This is a genomic window from Muriicola jejuensis (assembly GCF_010671595.1).
Lineage (GTDB): Bacteria > Bacteroidota > Bacteroidia > Flavobacteriales > Flavobacteriaceae > Muriicola > Muriicola jejuensis.
The window spans coordinates 140317-159212 of record NZ_JAABOP010000005.1 but is presented as its reverse complement, the minus strand read 5'-3'; the positions used below and the strand labels follow the sequence as shown (position 1 = coordinate 159212).

The following is an 18896-nucleotide window of genomic DNA, read 5'->3' as shown; positions in this document are numbered from 1 at the left end:
ACCATGGAAAAAACAACGGCTAACCATATCAGACTCGGTGTGTTTGTGGTTATGGGCACTGTACTATTGGTTATAGCGGCCTACCTGATCGGGAACCAGCAGAACCTGTTCGGGAATACATTTCAGCTTAACGCTGATTTTAAGAATGCAAACGGACTTCAAAAAGGTAATAATGTGCGCTTTTCCGGGATCAATGTAGGTACGGTAAATCGAATTGAGATGATCAACGATACGACCATCAAGGTGTATATGGTCATTGATGAAAAAATGCGGGAGCATATAAGAAAAGATGCTGTGGCTATGATCGGTACCGATGGACTGGTGGGCAGTATGCTGGTCAATATTGTACCTTCCGAAGGGGATACTCTCCTTGTTGAACCAGGCGACCAACTGCAATCCTACAGCAAGATCGCGACTCAGGATATCCTCAGCACCCTGAATACCACCAATGAAAATGCCGCCCTTTTGACTGCCGATCTGCTAAAAGTTTCCCAGGCCCTGGTGAAGGGGAAAGGCACCTTTGGCCGACTTCTAAACGACACGGTGATGGCCAGTGACCTTCAGCAGTCGATCACCAACCTCAAACACACGAGCAGGCAGGCAAATTCGGCCCTTTCGGAGCTGAACAACATCATGAAAAAGATCGATTTTGAACAAAGTACTGCGGGTGTGCTGTTGGCAGACAGCCTTACGGCCCAACAGGTCCGTAATGTTATTGGAAGTTTAGAGAACTCGAGTACCGGACTTGAAAGCACTGTACAAAAACTGGACAAGTTGATCACCGAGATCGATAAGGAAGGAGGAGCCATGCGGTACCTGACCCAGGATACCGTCCTTGTGCGACAGTTAGAAAATACGGTGAGAAATGTAGAGGAGGGGGTGGAAAAATTCAACCAGAACATGGAGGCCCTGAAACACAATTTTCTCACTCGTGGCTATTTCAGGAAGCTGGAGAGGCAACAGCTCAAAGAAAAGGGAGAGAAGAACTAAAGGGAAAGAAGCGTCAGCTTCTGTTAAGCAAGGGCAAGGGATTGGAGATACGCTTCCATCATATTCAAATACTTTAATGTCTCAGCGAGCATCCTTTGTTTTTTGCCCTTGTCTGATTCACTCCCGGCCCGGAGGCTGTTCACCTTAGCCCGCACATTGGCGCGATAGGCCTTGTAGTACACAAAAAGATCCCGTTCTTCTGCCGTGCGCATTGCTGGAAAATGGAGGTTGTAATATTGGATGCACAAATTTGATAAGGTGTGTTTTTCAAATGCGTCCAGGTCCATGCAGAGAAAGGCTACCTCATTCAGGACGTCGATCTGTCGATAGTCGTCATTAAACTCAAGGCAATCAAACGGCTGGGGGGCCGGCAACATAAAAATGTTCCGCGAATGCAGGTCTCCGTGGCAATCCCTGAAAAAGCCGGCTTTCAGTCTTTCTGTCAGCAAGGCCTCGTTTTTCCGCAAAAACATGTCGGACACCTCGACCGACCAGTCGATGATCCGGGCCCGGGCCTCCCCGAGTTGAGCTGAAATCAATGGCTTTTGAGTCGCCAGGTCATTGAATTTTACTCCCACATCCAAAACGTCCTTTTCCCGGATCACAGTGGATTTTTTGTGGAAATCGGCAATCCATATTGCCAGGCTGATTATGTGTTCCCTGGTTATACTACCTTGGCTGAGCAGTTTGTCAAGGCGCCTTTCGGGGTTGAGTTTGCGCATCTTCAGGGCGTAATCTACAGGAGTCCCATAGTGTTCGCCTATCATTAATTTTCCATTGACCTCATGGACCGGAAACACTCCCAGGTAAATGTCGGGTGCAAACCGCCTGTTGAGTTCCAATTCCCTGTCACAATAATGTTTCCGTCTTTCCACGGTATAAAAATCAAGAAAGGAATACCGGATCGGTTTTTTGATCTTGTACACGAATTCATCACACAGGATGACCCACGATATATGCGTTTCGATCAATTCACGACCGGAAGATGTTTCCGGGAATTCACCTTCGGAAATTAGTTTATGGATCTGTTCCGGTGTCATTGCTCAGGTAATCTAACGCCTTGGTCAGCATATCGTCTATGTTATCGTCCGTGGATTCCAAAATGAGATGCGGCTGTTCCACGGAACTCCACTGGTTGCGAAGTAGCTCATAGACCTCAAAATCGGCCTCGCTATATGGCCTGCTTTTTTTCAATCGCCGCCTGATAAGTGCCTCGGAGGCCTGTACTTCTATCAAGAAAGCCTGCTTTTCAGTTTTTTCCAGAAACACATCCCTCGTCTCCTTATCGTGAAAAGTAGCATCCAGTACCACCGACTTTTTATGAGCCATGGCCAATTCCATACGTTGCAGCATTTCCTTGTACACCCTGGCCTTTTCTGCCCTGGAATAGGTGCGCTTCTCAAAGAGCTCCTTGCGCACTCGGTCACTGCTGATATATACAGCATTTATCTTCCCCCCGAGCCTTTCAGCAAAATAGCTTTTGCCCGATCCCGGTAAACCCATTACGATCACGACCATAACATCTTAATTTCCAACCGGACAGGCCAGCCCGTTCAGTTACACCCCATCGTATAAAATAGAGGGAATACGCTTAGACCGATACCTGCGGGAACCATATAAAGATAACTGTTAATTCGTCCAAAGTCCTGAACATCCTTTCGAATAATTATTTCTGAAAGAGATTGGAGATCTTCATATAAACAGAGGTTGTTTCCTATGGTCATCCCATTTCACGGAAGTGATGGAACTGCTCAAGTCAGATAAGGCTGCCGGTAATATCGTTTTCCCGTCGCCCTGTAAAGCGCATTGGCCACTGCCGCAAAAATGGGGGGGAAGGTAGGTTCCCCAAGGCCGGTAGGATCGATCTTGCTTTCTACGAAGTGGACCTCTATCTCTTCAGGGGCTTCCTTCATCCGGATCATACGGTAGGTGTCAAAATTATTTTTCGAAGGAACACCCTCGGAAAAGGAGAGTTCCCCAAAAAATGCATTCCCGATCCCATCGACGATCCCGCCCTCGGCCATGTTCCTGGCCCCGTCTGGATTTACCACCAACCCGCAATCCAGGACACAGGTTACTTTTGTGACCTTCGGGATGCCGTCTTTCATCTCCATATCAAGCACCTGGGCCGCATAGGAATTGTGGCAAAAATAGGCAGAAACTCCCCTGGAGACCCCTGGTTTTGGTGTTCCCCAACCCGACTTCTCTTTAAGGAGTCTCAGAACACCTGCATAGCGCTCGGCATCGTAGTCGTTATTTTTTCCTACCGGATCTCTTTGCGCACGGGCCAGTAATTCAAGTCTGAAATCGATGGGGTCTTTGCCGGAAGCCTCAGCCACCTCATCCAGGAAGGACTGTTCCGCACTGGCGATAAAATTGGAACTGGGCGCCCGGAAGGATCCTACGGTGATATTGCTGTCGATCGTCCAGCCTTCCGCAAGGTAATTGTCCACCGCCCCTGCCGGGAAGCGGTTCTCGTGGAGCGGACTTTCAGGGATCCCTCCGGCATTCACGTGAAAAGCGATGAGGTTGTTGTCTGCATCCAGTCCGGCCCGGTAGGAAGCCCGATAGGTAGGGCGATAGACCCCGTCTGTCATGTCGTCCTCCCGGGTATAGATCAGTTTCACGGGCGAACCCATGCGCTGAGAGATCAGGGCAGCTTCCACAGCCCAGTGAGCATAAGACCTGCGTCCATACCCTCCTCCGAGTCGGGTCATTTTTATTTCGATGTTCTCCAGGGGTATTCCCGTACGGGCTGAAAGTGTCTGTTCCGTAAATTCAGGTTTTTGCAGGGGTCCGATAAGTTCTGCCTTCCCGTCTCTCACATCCGCAAAGAAATTCATAGGCTCCATACAATTATGCGCTAAAAACGGAGCCGTGTAGGTTCTTTCAATGACCTTTACAGCCCTTTTGAAAGCTGCTTCAGGGTTGCCATCCTTTCGTCTTACTTCAGCTCCCTTGATGGCTTTTTCCTCCATTCGAGCATAATGGTCCTCGGTATTCTCCAGTCCGGCCGGGGTGTGCTGTTCCCAGGTCCTGCCGAAACGGTCCCGGGGCTCTGTGGAACTCTCAATGGGTTCGCAATCGAGTTTCAATGCTTTTTTGGCCTGCATGACCTCCCAGGTGGAATCCCCCACGATCACGGCCACCTCATTGAAGGTACGCGTATCAAAGAAGGTTTTTACGTATTCTTCATGGTACACCTTTATCATGAAAATATCCCGGATACCCGGCATGTTCCGGGCCTCTTTATCGTCTATGGACCGGATCTTCAATCCAAATGCAGGCGGATGCGCGATCATGGCGATCAGCATACCTTCCCTTGTAGTATCCACCCCAAAGAGGGGTTTGCCGGTGACGATATCCGGCCCGTCCACATTCTTTTGAGAGGTGCCGATGATAGAGAATTCACGGATCGCTTTAAGAGGGACCTCCTCCGGAACCTCCAGTTTGCCAGCTTCCGAGGCAAATTGGCCATATCCCGCAGAATTGCCTGTTGCTTCATGGTACAACATGCCGGCGGAAGTGGTGATTTCATCAACCGGGACCTCCCAGGACTGGGCTGCAGCCAATTTGAGCATTTGTCGGGCCGAGGCCCCAGCCAGCCTGAGTCCGGGCCAGCCTCGCCGAATAGCCTGACTACCTCCGATAAACTGGAAGCTGAATGCATCGGTGTTCAGGGGTGCCTGTTCTACGATGACATCCTTCCAGTCCACATCCAGTTCATCGGCCACGATCATGGGCATGGACGTCTTGACGTTCTGTCCCCCTTCGGGATTGGGGGACATAATGGTAACCAGTCCATTATCCCCAATTTTCAGGTAGCCGTTCATCTCAAACCATGCATCAGGCAGGTCCCTGGTATCGGCGTATTCGCTACTGCCCAGCTTGCAGGAATTCAAAAAACTAAACCCGAGGACCAACCCGCCACCTGCCAGGCTGGTGTTCTTTAAAAAAGCCCTTCTTCCGATACTGGTTTTAGTGATTTCCATCTTTTCGTTTTTAAAATTTTCTACCAGTCACATGGCCGGGGCATTGTGGATCCCTATTCCGGAATGACCTGATGGACACTTTTTTCTTTGATTTTCGCAAAGATCAGGGGCATTGATTTCTCATCTATAGCCTCCATGTCAATCAATTGTAAAGTTTTCACCATATGCAGGGTAGCCGATTTATAATGTTTAAAATGAGGACTTTGAAGGTGTGCCTGATAGGCAGAGCTATCAGCGTATATCTCCAACAATCGGATCTGGGTGGGATCTTCCCGTTCATACATGGGAAAGATACAAAGCACACCCGGTTCTGATCGAACGGAGGCTTCAGCTTCTTCCTTTAAAATGGCCAGATACTCATCCAGGAACTCCTGATGGATCTCAATGACAGCCAATCTCACCATCATTTCCCGTTGGTGTTGAACTCCCTCCGTAGGCGACAGATCCTGGCCCATTACGTGACCGCTCAGTCCTAAAAAAAGAGCCATAATTACAGAAAGAGTTTTCCACTTCAAATCCTCTTAATTTAAATAGGTTGTACTACATCATCCCAGTAAGGGTCCCCTGTCAGACATAAATGGTTGCTTGGTGAGCCTTTTTCCGGTGGCCTTGTAAAGTGCATTGGCCAGGGCCCCGAAAACAGGAGGGAAGGGAGGTTCTCCCAACCCGGTGGGGTCGATCTCATTCTGGACAAAATGTACCATTATCTGCCTGGGTGCTTCGCTGTGCCTGATCATCTTATACCGGTCAAAATTATTCTGCTCCGTGGCCCCTTTTACAAAGGTGAGTTCGCCGTACATCGCATTGCCGATGGCATCCACGATGGCTCCTTCCGCCATATTGGTAGCTGCATCCGGATTGATTACGATCCCGCAATCTAGGGCACAGACCACTTTGTCTACACGGGGTTGATCCCCTTCCATGACCACATCCACCACATGGGCCGCATAGCTGTTATGGCAGAAATAGGCCGATACACCCCGGTGAACGCCGTTGGTTTCCTTGCCCCAGTCCGATTTCTCCCGGACCAGTTTCAGAACACCTGCCAGGCGATCCGGTTCGTATTCATTGTTCTCACCCACAGGATTATTTTTGGCCCTTTCCAGTAGTTCAAGCCTGAACTCAATAGGATCTTTTCCGGCCGCCTCAGCCACTTCATCCAGGAAGGCCTGTTCCACCCCTGCCATAAAATTGGAACGGGGAGCCCTGAAGGCCCCAATAGTAATATTGGATTTTATCTCCCATTGCTGGGCCAGGTAATGATCCACAGCACCTGCCGGAAACCGGTTGGCGAACAAGGGGGTTTCCGGTACACCTCCCGCTTTAACATGGAAAGCGATTAGGTTGTTATTCTCGTCCAGGGCCGCACGATAATTGGCCTGGTAAGAAGGGCGGTAGATCCCGAAGGTCATGTCGTCCTCCCGGCTGTAAACCAGTTTAACAGGGGCTTTTACTTCCTGTGATATCAGGGCTGCCTCCACAGCGTAGTGCCCGTAGGCCCGCCTGCCAAACCCACCTCCCATACGGGTGAGTTCTATGTCGATCTTCTCGATCGGAAGTCCGAGCCGTGCAGCCACCGTAGCTTCCGTCAGGGAGGGGGCCTGTAAAGGTCCTGCCAGTTTAACGCCATCATCAGTCGCATGGGCAAAGAAGTTCATGGGTTCCATACAATTATGGGCCAGGAAGGGGCAGGAATACGACCTTTCGATCACTTTGGAGGCCGATTTAAATGCCTTATCCGGATCCCCATCCTTGCGGGCTGTGGTCCCCGACCTTGTTGCCATCTCATTCATTTTGGCGTAGTGGTCTTCGGTACTTTCGAGTCCACCGGGAACCTCCACCTCCATTTCACTTCCAAACCGGTCCATGGTAAAGGTAGAATCAGCGATGGGTTCCCATTCTACCCTTAATTGTTTTTTGGCGTTCATAACCTCCCAGGTTGACTTACCGACGATAGCTACCAGGTCCGTAAACGCATTGGCATCGAAATACCCTCTGGTCTGGCCGGTGTTCAGGGTTTTTATCTGCACCACATCCACGATCCCGGGCATGGAGCGAACCGCGGAATCGTCATAGGATTTCAGTTGAAGCCCGAATGCCGGTGGATGTGTCACCATGGCTATCAGGGCACCCTCAAACTGGTAATCCACCCCAAAGAGGGGTTTGCCGGTCACGATATCGGGCCCGTCCACATTCTTTTGAGAGGTGCCGATGATGGAGAATTCACGGATCGCTTTAAGAGGGACCTCCTCCGGAACCTCCAGTTTGCCTGCTACCGAGGCAAATTGACCATATCCGGCGGAGTTGCCGGTTGCTTCATGATACAACATACCGGCCGAGGTGGTGATTTCATCAACTGGGACCTCCCAGGAGCGGGCTGCAGCCAATTTGAGCATTTGTCGGGCTGAGGCCCCAGCCAGCCTGAGTCCGGGCCAGCCTCGCCGAATAGCTTGACTTCCACCGATAAACTGGAAGCTGAAAGCATCGGTATTCAGGGGTGCCTGTTCCACTATGACATCCTTCCAGTCCACATCCAGTTCATCGGCCACGATCATGGGCATGGACGTCTTGACGTTCTGTCCCCCTTCGGGATTGGGGGACATAATGGTAACCAGTCCATTATCCCCAATTTTCAGGTAGCCGTTCATTTCAAACCACTCTTCTGGAAGGTCCCTGGCATCGGCGTATTCACTGCTGCCCAGCTTGCAGGAATTCAAAAAACTAAACCCCAGGACCAACCCGCCACCGGCCAGGCTGGTGTTCTTTAAAAAAGCCCTTCTTCCGATACTGGTTTTAATGATTTCCATCTTTTCGTTTTTAAATTTTCTGGCAGCCACATGGCCGGAGCACTGGGGATCCCTATTCCGGAATGACCTGATGGAGGCTTTTTTCTTTGATTTTCGCAAAGATCAGGGGCATTGACTTCTCATCTATGGCATCCATGTCAAACAGTTGTAAAGATTTAACCATGTGCAGGGTAGCCGATTTATAATGTTTAAAATGGGGACTTTGAAGGTGTGCCTGATAGGCAGAGCTATCAGCGTATATCTCCAACAATCGGATCTGGGTGGGATCTTCCCGTTCATACATATGAAAGATACAAAGCACACCCGGTTCTGTGCGAACAGAGGCTTCAGCTTCTTCCTTTAAAATGGCCAGATACTCATCCAGGAACTCCTGATGGACCTCAATGACAGCCAATCTCACCATCATTTCCCGTTGGTGTTGAACTCCCTCCATAGGCGACGGATCCTGGCCCATTACGTGACCGCTCAGTCCAAAACAAAATGCCACAGTTACGAAAAGAATTTTCCTCTTCACATCGTCTTACTTAAAAAGGTTGAACTTCATCATCCCAGTAAGGGCCCCCTGTCAGACATAAAAGGTTGCCTGGTGAGCCTTTTTCCGGTGGCCTTGAAAAACGCAACGGCCATTTCCCCAGTGAATACAGGTCGCTGAATTAATAGAGCTTATCCTAGCTTCTCTTTAAAAAATTCGATGGTCCTGCCCCAGGCCAGTTCGGCTGCAGGCTTGTCATACCTGGGCGTACTGGTATTGTGGAAGCCGTGGTTCACATCCGGGTACATATAGGCGACATACTCCTTGTTGTATTTCTTCAAGGCTTCTTCATAGGCAGGCCAGCCGGCGTTGACGCGTTCATCCAATCCCGCAAAATGCAACATCAGGGGCGCATTGATCTTTTCCACATCCTCTGTGGGCTGTCCTCCGTAAAAAGGCACGGAAGCCGCCAGATCGGGTACCTTTACGGCCATCATATTGGAGATCCATCCCCCGAAACAAAAGCCCACCACCCCTATCTTTCCATTGCAGGCCTCATGTCCTTTCAGGTATTCAAAGGCGGCGATAAAATCCTCCAGCATCTCATCCCGGTTGCGTTCCCGCTGCATGGCCCTTCCTTCGTCATCATTGCCCGGATAACCCCCAAGCGGCCACAGGGCGTCCGGGGCCAGGGTAACAAACCCGGCCAGGGCAGCCCGTCTTGCCGTGTCCTCAATGTAGGGGTTAAGTCCGCGATTCTCGTGTACGACCACGATCCCCCCAAGCTTTTCCTTAGCCCCCTTGGGCATGGACAATAGGCCTCTGATCTCGCCCCCACCTTTGGGTGAATTGTAGGTGATGTAACCGGAATCGAGGGAAGGGTCGTCCTGTTTTACCAGAAGGGTATCCTTGTAATTGGGCATGAGGAAGCTCATAAGGGAAGCCACCGTGATCCCGCCTACGGCATAGACAGATAGCTTCTCAATAAATTCGCGCCTTTGCAGCTTGTTGTGGGCATAGGCGTCATACAGGTCGAATACCTCCTGTTTGATCTCTTCTTTCTTTAAATTTTTCATGTTGCTGAGTATTTGTTGGAAAACGGTGCAGGGAAAACGGCTAAATGGTTTACAGGCTCAAAAAGATACCAAAAAAATGCGGACCTGTCAGTTCTTACGTTCTTTTTTAAATAAAGTGACCTGCATAGGATGTCCTTCTTTTAGAGAATTCATATCTTAGAAAGGACGGGTAAGGAAAGAAGGAATGAAACTTAAAGAATTCATCAGGGAGTGCCATCAGAAAGAGGTTTTTAAAAACCTCTCCATCTACGTGGTCACGGGGTGGGTACTTATACAGGTATTTTCTGAGATCCGGGAACCTTTTGCCCTGCCTAAGATTTCCCTGACCTACCTGCTACTGGTGCTTATCGCCGGATTTCCTTTTTACGCTTACCTGCTATGGCGTTACAGGCTAAAACCTGAGGAGCAGGATTCTGAACGGAGCAATCACATGGAGTTGGATCGCAGGAATGATCCGTCCGAAGAGGAAAAAGGACACCCCGGACAAAAAAAACACCTTCCCGGCATTCGGTTTTACAGCCCGTTCCAGAAAATGTATTTCGGCTTTCTCTTTGCGATACTCATGCTTTCAGGGATCTCCGTTGCCTGGATCGTACAGGCCAATTTTATTAGTGAACCGGATATTCGGGCTTTTACTTTTCCTGTGGAGGAAAAGAACGATAAGGTGGCTGTTCTTTCTTTTGATAATAATACGATGGATCCGGACCTGGATGTGGTAGGGAAGATGGCTGTCGACTGGATCATACACGGTATTACCAGTAACGGCGTGGCACAGGTGATCTCACCGGCAGTACTTGAACAGTACACTACCGTATCCCAGGCTTCGGTGATCTCAAATAATGATAATGATATTCTGACGAAATACCTAAAGCCCGGAAAGGTCATCGCCGGTAATTACTACCTGAATGATGGCCAACTCCTCATACAATGTTCCATCCAAAACGGAGAAATGAACGAGACACTGGAGACCATCGAACCGGTTTCCTGCGATCCCGCCAGCCCGATTTCCTGTATTGAGCAGCTTAAACAAAGGTTGTTGAGCGCCCTGCTCGACAAAGATGAAAATTATACCGTTTACGAAGAGACTCCTCCAAATTATGAGGCTTATAAGCTCATGCTGGGAGCAGATGAATTCAGCAATACCGCCCCGGAATTCCTCGATATCATGAACAGGGCCATCGCCATAGACAGCAACTATTTTGAACCACAAATGCACAGGATCACCTACTATTACAATATAGATAAGTTCGCCACAGCGGATTCCCTGATTCAGGAACTCATGCATGCCGACCTTAAAAACAGCAGACAAAAGAACCTGATGAGATTATGGCATGCGATTATCAGGGGCGATAATAAAAAGGCATTTACTTACCAGAAAAAGGAGTACGACATTGAGCCAGATGACCTGAACAACAATAGCAGTACCATGGTGCTTGCCCTTCAATTTATCAACAGGCCGGAGGCTGTGGACTCCATATACAATACCCAGTTAGCCATGGACAAGATTGACAGTCTGAATTGCCAGACCTGCGAATACAGGTTCTTTAGTAAAGGAATGGCCGATATAGCCATGGGGAAACCCGAGAAACCTATTGAGATGTTCGGAGATTACGGTAATGTGAAGGAGTTTTACTGGGTAAAGGATGTTCTGTTGTACGCTTATGTACGCACCGGAAACCTGGAGGAGATAGAACGGATTCTAAATACCGTAAAACTCACAGGAGATGAAGAAACCTGGCGGGAGAAATGCCTGCTGGCCGCAAAACAACTCCTTTTAAAAGGTGAAAAGGCACTGGCCCATGCTTACCTGGATCAGATACAGGAATCGATTGTAAAACAGCCCGCTGACCTGGCAAAAGAAGAAAAAGAACTTCTTGCCTATTCCCATTTTTATAAAGGGGAATATGTGCCCGGCGGGAAACTATTTCAGCAACTTTCTCAGGAAGACTCGGATAATGTTGACTTTCGGGCCTTTTGGGCCATGTCACTACAGGGAAACGGGAAATCGGAAGAAGCTGAAAAGACCGTCGCGGGTCTTGAAGACCTGAGGGCTGATTACCAGTACGGGGCCATCGACTACGCAAAAGCCAGATATTATGCCTTTAAGGGGGATTCGGATCTTGTGATCCAGCACCTGATAAGGGCTGTAGCAGCCGGGAAACGCTATAATCCGGGGACGTTTGGTGATGATGTTCTGCTCCAACCCTATAAAGATTTGGAGGGATTCCGGAATGTACTCACATTCTGGCACTGATAAACCGGTGTGGCGCGAATTCAGGATCAGGAATAATCATGCAATAGATTCCAATAAAAATGCCGGGTCAATATAACCCGGCTAATTTTCTTATGGTTGATTGAGGTTAGCAATCCTGCCCATTTACCTCAATGGAATCATTTCAAGTCTTAGGCACATGCCCTCCTTTAGAGGTTACTTTAGTCTTGGGCACATGGCCTTCCTTGGATGTTGCTTTAGTCTTTGGTACATGTCCTTCCTTGGAAGTAACTTTAGGTTTTGTGGTCCCCATGGTTATAATTTTTAGAGTTAATTTATCACTATATTAGTGAAAAATTTACAGTATTCCTAACGTAAAGCGTTAAGCCCTCTATATTAATTCCCACGAGATTTTAGTACATGAATTTTAAAGCGTTTATCAAAGAATGCCATGAGAAGGAGGTATTTAAAAATCTTTCCATTTACCTGGTATCCAGTTGGGTCCTGATCCAGGTTTTTTCTGAGATTTATGAGCCTTTCGGCCTGCCCAAGATCAGCATGACCTACCTCCTGTTGGTACTGCTAATCGGTTTTCCTTTCTATATCTACCTGTTGTGGAGATACCGGCTTAAACCTGAGGAAACCAGGTTGAGCAGGAGGGAAGGCCTCAAAGTGAGTTCGAAGGATGCCACCTCCGGCGAAGAGATAAAAGGACTTAAAAAAAGGAAGATACACCTGCCCGGGGTCCATTTTTACAGTCCTTTTCAGAAGATGTATTTCACTGCCCTTTTTGTGATCAGCCTGATCGCCCTGTTCTCCGCCTCCCTGATCGTAAAGGCCAATTTTATCAATCAGGAAGATATGAGCGCTTTTACTTTTCCGGAAGAACCTGACAATGACCGGATCGCGGTATTGCCTTTCGAAAACAACACCACCGACCCCAACCTGGATGTGATCGGAAACATGGCAGTAGACTGGATCATGCACGGTATTACACAAAACAAGGTAGGCCAGGTGATCTCCCCCCAGATCGTGAAGGATTATACGAACGTCCTGAAAGCCGCCGTCGTGCCCAGCGAGGAGAACGGGGTTCTGAAAGAATACCTGAGGCCTTCAAAGGTGGTTACTGGGACGTATTATCTGCAGAACGGCCGACTCCTGTTACAGAGTTCCGTCATGGATGGGAATATGAACAAAACGCTGGTATCCTTTGAACAGATCGAATGCGACGCCGAGAGTCCCCTCGATTGTATAGAAAAGGTAAAACAACGTGTTTTGGGGTACCTGGGATCCAAGGGCAAGGCTATCATGGGGTTGGAAGAGACCCCTCCCAATTTCAAAGCTTATAAGTTATGGCTGGAAAGTGATGCCCTCCAACAACTGCAATCCTCGGATCAGCTGACTTACATCAACGAGGCGATCGCCGCTGACAGCAGTTTTTTCAAGCCAAAAATAGACAGGGTTGCCTATTATTATAATCGGGACGAATTTGCCATAGCCGACTCACTCCTGCGGGTCCTGTCTGCGGAGACCGGGACCAAAAGAGAACAGCTCAATATGATACAGCATTATGAGGCCTGCTTTAAAGGCGATAACAGGACGGCCTACAAGACCTATAAAGAAGAGTACAACATGGCCCCCAAGGAAATTGAAATGAACCTGAGCATGATGGTCCTGGCCCTGCAATTTGTGAACCTGCCCCAGGCGGTGGATACCATATATACAGCCATTGATAAGGATGTGTTTGATCTGGACAATTGTATTTCCTGTGAATACCGCTACTTCGTGAAAGGAATGGCAGACCTGGAATTGGGCAATATAGACGGCACCATAGAAATGCTGAAGCCCTATGCAAGAACGGCAGGGCAGGAATGGATCAAGGAGGTGCTGATGAAGGCCTATGTCCTGAAAGGGGATCATGAGGCAGTCAATGATTTGATGGAGCATATCCGTTTATTGGGTCGGGTTGATTACTGGCAGCTGATGATGCTGAAAACCGGATTGGAGTATCTCAAAACCGGTAATAAAGCCGAAGCCGGGAAGTATTTTCAGCGGGTATCCTCTTTTCAGGAGCTGAAAGGCGACCAGCTGAGTCAGTCAGAACGACAACTGCAGGCAGAAACTGCCTTTTACATGGAGGAGTACCCAAGGTCTCAAACCCTGTTGGAGGATTTGTTGCCGGACAGTGAGGATCAGATCACCATGTCGACCTTCCTGGCTATGTCCTACCTGAAGAACGGGGAGGAAGAGAAGGCCCGGGATGTTATGTTAAAGGTCAGTGGGATGCGCTCTAAATACCAGTTCGGCGAAGTGGATTACAGCCTCGCCCGGTATTACGCATTTGGAGGGGAAGAGAAAAAGGCTCTGGAATATCTGTTACAGGCGGTGGCAGCGGGTAAACGATTTACCAGCACTACCTTCCAGAATGATTATCTCTTTCAGCCTTTGAGATCAACCCAGGAATTCCGGAAGATCCTTACCTTTTGGCATGAGGGATAGCCTGTTGCTGTATCGCAAGCTTTAAAAATGAACTAAAAAAACCTTTTTGGAAAGGAAACAGACAACTATGTATAACTCAGAGAACAATTATGCCCTGATCATCGGGGTAGGGGGAGACCAGATCGAATATACCGTCAATGATGCCAAAATGCTGCAGGAAAGCCTGATCGATGACAAACTGATCGGTTATCCCAAAGAGAACGTCCTCCTCAGGACGGAGAAGGATGCTACACGGGAGGGCATCCTCCAGGCTTTTGATGAGCTCAGGGAAAAGACGAATGAGGATTCCACTATCCTTTTGTATTATTCCGGTCATGGCGGGAAGTACAGTGACAAACACAAGTTCTTCCTTCAGCCTTCAGACATGACAGCAGACAACATCATGGAGACCATGATCACAGCCGAGGAACTCAGGGACAAGATCAATGCCCTGCCTTCCAACAAGTTGGTGCTGTTCCTGGATTGCTGCCACGCCGAGGGTATGGTGCAGAGCGGGATCAAAGGCCTTTATGGGATGGCCCAGAAACTGAACGACGAACAGGGCATCTGGATCATGGCCTCCTGCCAGGACAATGAAAAGTCTTACGGGCACGATAATCACAGTTTTTTTACCAAGGCCCTGCTGGAGGTACTGGCGGGAAGGCATGTAAGGCCCTTTACCGAACCGGAGGTCAGCATGATGGACGTTGTGGAGTACATCTTTAACGAGGTGCCAAGAATGGCAAGCAATTGCGAGGATATGGATGGCAATCCGGTAGTACAGACCCCGTATTTCAAGACCCAGATGTCTGAGAATCTTATCTTAAGCCACTTCCCGAAGAATGCAGAAGATCATGAGGCTATCATAGCGGAATTCGAACCCAAGGTGGAAGCCCTGGACGAGGACACCTTTATCAAGCTGATCAAATCCATGGAAGCCGTAGGCAGGGTAGAGGATGCCATTGAGGCATTGCACCGGAACAGGCGCACAAAATCGGATCCTGACCTGATGGAGGTCCTGGGGGATCTATATCGCAACCACTATCTTAAACACCGCCTGCAGAAAGAGGGGGAGGAAGCCTTGGAGATCTACCGCAGGGCCTATGAGTTGGCAGTGAAAACAGAGGATGAGGAACAGGTCTTTACCAATGCGTCCAAGATCGCTTTTATGCTGGCGAAACTCGACCTGAGCAAAAGGGAGATGCGGGAATACGCGGCCATCGCCATGAGTGCGGCCGACCGCTATCCCTATGAAAGTGTGCCTAAATTCGTTACGATGGCCGAGGCCAGTATCTATCTGGGCGACCTGGATGCTTCCAGGCGCAACTATCAGGTAGTACACGATAAAGCAGGGATACGGTTCAAAATGCAGTGTTACGAAAGGGCAGTTATGATCTACGACACCCTGTTCGACACTAAGAATGAAAAAGACCCTTATATACTCTTTCTCGAGGAGGTGCTTTTGACATAGGGAAGAGTTTTTAGCCAATTAATCGCTAATTTGTTTAAATTAGAGCGATCAGAATCAAACCAACCACTGCGTGATCTACTTAAAAAACCCCTGTTTCCGGAAGTCTTCAGGCTTATATCCTGAACGAAGGAGGAACCTCACGGGTCATTCTCACTACACTAATCAATTTAATTCAAAATGGAGCTGATCACACTCGGCATTGGCCTGGTCGTAAACACCTTTGTGAAAAACAAGGAGGTGAATGCCGCCGTGGATGACTTCGTCTCAGACTCCGTGCGCTGGGTGAGGGGCTGGTTTAAGAAAGGAGATCATAAGGAACTGGTTAACAAACTGGAAACTGCCCCTGAATCAAAGGAAGTAAATGAAGAACTGGTCAAGGCGATGGGGGACCTGTCGGGCAATGAAAAGTTCATGAAGGAACTGGAACGGTGGATCAGGGAAAGCCAAAAACCCAACCCTTCCATGAAGAATGTACTAAAAGACGTAGACGTTAAGGCAGGAGGAAATATTAAGATAGGCGACAAAACAGTCAGCGACCAGAAATTTGACATGAAAAATGTAATTGAAAGAGGAAAATTCGAAGCTGGCGGTGATTTCACACTTGGAGATGGATAGATTTTTTACCCTGTTGAAGGAAGAATACTTATTTTTTTAAACGTTACACTATGGGGACTTCAAAAAAAGCAAAGAATACCGCAAGAGATTCAGAATTTAATGCAGGTGGAAATATTAACCTGGGTGATACCAAAACGATAAACGTATACGGGTTGGAGGCCAACAAAAAGGATATAGAATTTGTTATAAAGTTCTTTGTCTTGCTTATGGGTTTGTTCGCAATATCATCCGTTCTCTTTCTGGTATTTGATCCAAAAAACTACATAGCCAGTATTGCTGCAGGTGGATTTTTTGCCCTCCTGGCCCTTTTAATTGTGGTTTTGATCCGATCTAAAAGTCAACCAATCAATGTAAATTAGCGTACTATGAAATTTAAAATAACCGTATCTGTTTTAACATTAGCCATCATTACCATGTTTGGCTATGTCGTTTACCTTACCTCTCAACTGGAAGAAACCAACCAGGACTTAAAAGATTATGCTACTCAATTGGGTGAGGCTTCAGCCGAACTCGATCTGGTAAAGGACAAAGCCATTCAAGATTTGAGAGAATGTCGTGAACAGGCAGGAGCAGATCAATGGACCCTGGCAAAGGAAACAAATACGCTCAGAGCATTCTCTAATTTTTTGGAGACTTGTGGAGACGATTGCCACACAGATGAACTGGATAAAGCTGTGAATCGCCTGTTGAGCGAGAAAGGGTATGTCCAGATAATTGATTCAGATGGCACGGAGTATTTTAAAGAAATTAAGGATCTCAAATTAGGAGGGGTCTATTACGTAGCCACATCAGACCGAAGCGTCCGGAACGGGGTCATTGGAAGACCTGATGAATTTCCGAATACCAGTCGCAAAGGGGTTATCTTAAAAGGTGCCATAGTAAAACTAATAGATAAACCATCAGAGGATTCCAAATGGGCTCAAATAGCCTACAGGAAGTAGTTCTTGGCAACTCATAAGTCAAATTCTAATTTTCCAAGTCTTTACTTAATTTTTGAAAGGATTTATATGATGATCACAGACGGTCTAAAAACGGCTGGATTGTTATCCATAGGCTAAGGATATTCCGATTCATGATCTTTTCAAAATGATATCATTTTAAAATTCTCTTGACGCCGGACCTTTTTCAAAATGATGTGCCTAAATTCAGATAAGTGGCATCACCAAAGGAGTCATAACACTAAGGATACAATCCTTTTGAGAACGTTCTGCGTCGAAGATCTGGCAGATCTCATAGTTCGCTCCATTATCAGAACTCCCTTGTGATTTGTTCCGTGTTCACGATTTGAGTATTTGGATGTACTTCAAACGTAAGTTCTAATATCAATATCCCATAGGGAAGCAGGTTATATAGAACCTTAATTTAATCGGGATGAAACAAAGTAACGATAAACGTAATAAACCCCTGTAAGGAGCAGGGTCTACATATATAGTCTTTCGGATTACTTATAATGAAGGGCGATTTGACCGAGCTGACCGATGATCTTTACAGAGTCCTTCATAGAAAGTTTGGACCCGTCTGCGTGTATCCACCTTTTTAGAGGTTGCTCACAAATGAGGCTGTTGGCCTTGTCTTTTCCGTAAAGTCCCTTCATACGCATAAATATCTCCACATCGAACAGCCATCGGGTGATGAATTTTTCTTCAAAGATTGGACCCACTATATCCCGGGTCATGATCTTGGCCCCGCACTGAGTATCCTTAAAAGGCATTCCCAGGATGGTCTGAATGATCATATTAATGGTTTTACTGATGATCTTACGGGCAGATTCTTTGGTGATGTTCGCACCCATTCGGCTGATCCGCGATCCACTGACGATCTTGAACTCTGAGTTTTCCAGGGTTCTGACAAGTCCGTCAAAATCCCTGAAATCAGTAGAAAGATCGGCATCGAGGTACCCGAGGTAATCGAATTGTTTGTCTTTGGCAAGGTGCTGTATACCCTGTCTGACCGCCTCGGCCTTGCCTCCGTTCTTTTCACAATTATAGACACTGATCCGGTCCTCGTTGCCTTCCTTTAGTCTATTCAGGACTTCTAGGGTGTTATCCGTACTCCCGTCATTGACGAAACACAAATGATACCCCAGGTTTTCGGTGGCGAATTGCTGAAATACAGCGCTCGAAAGACGCTCTTCTTCGTTGTAGCAGGGGATCACGATACCCACACAATATTGCTGGAGCATTTGGTTCGTTTTGACCGGAATTTTCCTTTCGGGTAAATTGCGGATACCCAGGATGCGGTCAATCCTTGCAGTCATCTCATTAAGGCTTACAGGTTTTTTCATGTAGTCATTGATCCCAAGGTCGAATCCATCGATGATGATCTGTTCATCTGTATTTCCGGACAGAATCAAAATTGGGGTTTCTTTGGCTTTGTTCAAACGGATGTGTTTCACGACATCCAATCCGCTCATCCCGGGCATGTTGATATCGACTATGACTAGGTCTGGCTTGAATTGTTCGTAGAGGACGATACCTTTATCGCCCGTTTCAGAGATGCAGACGTCAAAGCCTGCTTCGGTGAGTTTTTTTTGGATAGACAGAAGGATAAGTTGTTGATCGTCAATTGCAAGAATTTTCATAGGTTAAGTAATTTGTTATCTAAGGGCTAAATGAGACCGGCTATTATTCCGATTTCTGAAACAAATGTAGACAGACCAGACCTCCTTTATTGGTGCGTTGAGCCGAACGGCAGTTTTCTGTAGACGAACAGACCCTATCTGTCTGTGGTCGATTATCTATGAATACCACAATATAACTACCTTTAAACTGTTATATTTTCCT

Annotated in this window: 15 protein-coding genes; 7 read left to right on the top strand and 8 right to left on the bottom strand. The window is 47.7% G+C overall.

Translation table 11 applies throughout. The features are described from left to right. The first annotated feature begins 3 nt into the window (after positions 1-3). Positions 4-990, top strand: a complete 987-nt coding sequence (locus GWK09_RS13895) for an MlaD family protein (protein ID WP_163694069.1) — start codon at positions 4-6, stop codon at positions 988-990. A gap of 23 nt (positions 991-1013) precedes the next feature. Here GWK09_RS13895 and GWK09_RS13890 read toward each other — a convergent pair whose 3' ends face one another. The 7 genes from GWK09_RS13890 to GWK09_RS13860 form a co-directional block, all read right to left on the bottom strand. After that, positions 1014-2030, bottom strand: a complete 1017-nt coding sequence (locus GWK09_RS13890; protein WP_163694068.1) for a hypothetical protein — start codon at positions 2028-2030, stop codon at positions 1014-1016. Further along, a complete protein-coding gene (locus tag GWK09_RS13885; protein ID WP_163694067.1) occupies positions 2008-2508 on the bottom strand; it encodes an AAA family ATPase in 501 nt (166 codons plus the stop codon). The genes GWK09_RS13890 and GWK09_RS13885 overlap by 23 nt, the downstream gene beginning before the upstream one ends. Positions 2509-2741: 233 nt before the next feature. After that, complete coding sequence (locus GWK09_RS13880) at positions 2742-4982, bottom strand: xanthine dehydrogenase family protein molybdopterin-binding subunit (protein WP_163694066.1); 2241 nt, start codon at positions 4980-4982, stop codon at positions 2742-2744. A 53-nt stretch (positions 4983-5035) separates the two neighbouring features. Next, positions 5036-5470, bottom strand: coding sequence for a putative quinol monooxygenase (locus GWK09_RS13875; protein ID WP_239530950.1), 435 nt, complete (start codon positions 5468-5470; stop codon positions 5036-5038). A 57-nt stretch (positions 5471-5527) separates the two neighbouring features. Continuing rightward, a complete protein-coding gene (locus GWK09_RS13870) occupies positions 5528-7789 on the bottom strand; it encodes a xanthine dehydrogenase family protein molybdopterin-binding subunit (protein WP_163694065.1) in 2262 nt (753 codons plus the stop codon). 52 nt (positions 7790-7841) lie between these two features. Further along, positions 7842-8276: a putative quinol monooxygenase gene (locus GWK09_RS13865; RefSeq protein ID WP_317174539.1), complete on the bottom strand. Its 435-nt coding sequence runs from the start codon at positions 8274-8276 to the stop codon at positions 7842-7844. Positions 8277-8452: 176 nt separating this feature from the next. Continuing rightward, on the bottom strand, positions 8453-9337 hold the full coding sequence (locus tag GWK09_RS13860; protein ID WP_163694064.1) for a dienelactone hydrolase family protein: 885 nt from the start codon (positions 9335-9337) through the stop codon (positions 8453-8455). 184 nt (positions 9338-9521) lie between these two features. Between GWK09_RS13860 and GWK09_RS13855 the strand changes: the two genes are divergently transcribed. The 6 genes from GWK09_RS13855 (at position 9522) to GWK09_RS13830 (ending at position 17054) form a co-directional block, all read left to right on the top strand. Continuing rightward, positions 9522-11591 carry a tetratricopeptide repeat protein gene (locus GWK09_RS13855; RefSeq protein ID WP_163694063.1) on the top strand — a complete coding sequence of 690 codons (2070 nt, stop codon included), beginning with the start codon at positions 9522-9524 and terminating at the stop codon, positions 11589-11591. A gap of 378 nt (positions 11592-11969) precedes the next feature. Continuing rightward, a complete protein-coding gene (locus GWK09_RS13850; RefSeq protein WP_163694062.1) occupies positions 11970-14048 on the top strand; it encodes a TPR end-of-group domain-containing protein in 2079 nt (692 codons plus the stop codon). Positions 14049-14115: 67 nt separating this feature from the next. Beyond that, positions 14116-15498 (top strand): caspase family protein, encoded by a 1383-nt coding sequence (locus GWK09_RS13845; RefSeq protein ID WP_163694061.1) that lies wholly within the window; start codon positions 14116-14118, stop codon positions 15496-15498. Between the two features lie 177 nt (positions 15499-15675). Continuing rightward, positions 15676-16113 carry a hypothetical protein gene (locus GWK09_RS13840; protein WP_163694060.1) on the top strand — a complete coding sequence of 146 codons (438 nt, stop codon included), beginning with the start codon at positions 15676-15678 and terminating at the stop codon, positions 16111-16113. 50 nt (positions 16114-16163) lie between these two features. Then, positions 16164-16472: a hypothetical protein gene (locus tag GWK09_RS13835; protein ID WP_163694059.1), complete on the top strand. Its 309-nt coding sequence runs from the start codon at positions 16164-16166 to the stop codon at positions 16470-16472. Positions 16473-16478: 6 nt separating this feature from the next. Then, on the top strand, positions 16479-17054 hold the full coding sequence (locus tag GWK09_RS13830) for a hypothetical protein (protein WP_163694058.1): 576 nt from the start codon (positions 16479-16481) through the stop codon (positions 17052-17054). 500 nt (positions 17055-17554) lie between these two features. Here GWK09_RS13830 and GWK09_RS13825 read toward each other — a convergent pair whose 3' ends face one another. After that, positions 17555-18694 (bottom strand): response regulator, encoded by a 1140-nt coding sequence (locus tag GWK09_RS13825; RefSeq protein WP_163694057.1) that lies wholly within the window; start codon positions 18692-18694, stop codon positions 17555-17557. Positions 18695-18896: the final 202 nt, after the last annotated feature.